Below are 2,185 nucleotides of genomic sequence, written 5' to 3'. Positions count from 1 at the left end.
ACTGCCAGAAGTGGGTTCGTATAAACGGCATAATAATTTGATTAGGGTGGTTTTTCCCGAACCGTTTTCTCCTACTAAGGCAATAGTTTCTCCTGGTTGTAGAGTCAGGTTAATCGTTTTGAGAGCCTGACGAGTCGTATTAGCATATTGAAAACTAACATTATTAAAGACAATTCCCTTCTGTATCGGTTGCGGTACTAATTTGGGATCAGGTAGTTCGGTAATTTTGGGTTGGAGATCGAGAAACTCGTAGAGATTATTGAGAAACAAACTATCCTCATAAAAACCAGATAAGCCACCTAAAACACTACTAAAAGCACTTTGTCCCCGTTTAAATGCTTGATGATAAAGAGCTAAATCTCCTAGAGTAAGGAGACCTTGAACGGTTTGATAAATAATAAAACCATAGGCAGCAAGCATGATGATGCCACTAAAACCCTGTGCAGCTAGGTTTGCCATAGAACGGCTTTTGGCAATAGTAAAGCTTTCTCGGTATAGTTGCCATCGCAACTGATGAAAGCGCTGACTAAAAACACTACCCAAATTAAACAGACGAATTTCTTTAGCTGGTCTATCTCTAGTTAGCAAACCGCCATAATAGTTAGCTCGTCTTCTAATAGGGGTTCGCTCTCGCTGCCAATGATACATAATTTTGGCATATTTAAGACGCACTAACATAGTAGGAATGCCGACAACAAATAAAACTCCTGCAATTCCCCAATGAAAAGAAAGTAACAAGCCGACTATTGCTAATAAAGAAACGCTATTTTGACCAATTTCTGCCAGACGATGGAGAATTTGGTTGGGGAGCTCCGGAGCATCTCGTTGCGCCCGTTGCAACATATCGTAGTATTCGGCATTTTCATAGTACTCTAAGTCTACTGCCATCGACTTGTCATGAAGCATCCCTTCCATGTAATCGGTAACTTTTTGAGACTGGAGAGTACTGACAAGTTGAGATAGAGACTGGGAAACGCTAGTTACTAAAGTTACTCCGCCAGCAACAGCAAGCAGAAACATTATCTGACTGAAGGCAGCTTGTTTATCGGATAGAGTGAGGCTGGTAGCAACTGTATCTACAACTAACTTGCTCAGATAGAGCAAGGCTAGGGGTAGTAACCCCTGGAGAATAATTAGGATGACTTTGATAGTGGTTAAAGTAGGCGCACTATGCCAGACAAACAGAAGTGCGCGTTTAATTCTAGGCATTGAGATGAGTTGTTTCTAATTTTCCTTCAACCCAAGTAATTAGCTCCTTGAGTATCCTAAAGTCTTTCGGTTTTTCTATTTTCCATAAATCTACTTGACTGATTAATTGTAGACACTGTTGGAAATGATGCTCAAGGGTTTTTCCTGCCAATAGTTGACTAGGTAAAGGAAAGAAACGCGCCAAAGTTAAAAAAGCATCGTTTCCTGCCATTGGAGTAACGTTAAAATCCCTACCGTCTTCTAAGAAGAAGATATGAGCCAGAGGAAAGGGTTGAGTAGGAAAATTTTCTGGTTTCCTAATTACACGCTTGCGGGAACCAGGATAAAGAGTTGGTAAAGTGGATATATCGTAAGCAAGTCCTTCTACTGTTGGTGGCCAGATTTTGATTTGGGGGAAAGCGGGATATACCATCGGTTTATCCCCTGAATTTAAGTCAATAGCAACCATATCGTCAGATAAAACTGTGTAACCGAGTTTGGCAAAAGCCGCAGCAGTGGTAGATTTACCCGCACCTGGACAACCAGCAAATATCACTACCTGTTCACCAATTTTTACGGCACTAGCATGGAGGAGAAACAAGCCTCTTTGATAGAGTATTAAGCCTAATGCTTCGCTTAAGATATATAGGCTTAATAGTTGGGGATTGATGTCATCGAAATCAGGATCGACGATGAGAGTATCACCGTTTTTTGCGAGTAGGGTTGCTATGCCATCCCAGCCTAAGTAGGCTTCTTGAGCGTTGCCAGCAAAGTGAGCTTCTTTGCCTTGACGGTTAATAGAAGTTGCTTCTAATGGGGGTAGTTTTACTTTACCTTTTTGGATGTAAATATTGGCTGTATTTTGACTTTTTGTTAGTTCAGCAAGTAAGAATACTGACTGAATAGTTAATCCATAAGCTTGGTATAAAAACATTTATTTTTGGTTTTTGATGGAAATGCCATAGGTAAGGTGGGCATTGCCCACCTTAGGATTTAA

The 2,185-nt window shown here is 40.7% G+C and carries 2 protein-coding genes; both read right to left on the bottom strand.

Going from position 1 to position 2,185, the window contains the following annotated elements; translation table 11 throughout:
- A partial coding sequence (locus F6K49_RS42855; protein WP_293107648.1) for an ABC transporter ATP-binding protein occupies positions 1-1,209 on the bottom strand: 1,209 nt, incomplete at its 3' end.
- Positions 1,202-2,122 (bottom strand): hypothetical protein, encoded by a 921-nt coding sequence (locus F6K49_RS42850; protein ID WP_293107645.1) that lies wholly within the window; start codon positions 2,120-2,122, stop codon positions 1,202-1,204. The genes F6K49_RS42855 and F6K49_RS42850, both read right to left, overlap by 8 nt.
- Positions 2,123-2,185 lie beyond the last annotated feature (63 nt).

It is taken from the genome of Moorena sp. SIO3I6 (assembly GCF_010672095.1).
This window is presented reverse-complemented; position numbering and strand designations above follow the sequence as displayed.

Coding starts and splice junctions, on each gene's coding strand:
- F6K49_RS42850 (WP_293107645.1), bottom strand. CDS start 2,122: ATGTTTTTATACCAAGCTTATGGATTAACTATTCAGTCAGTATTCTTA.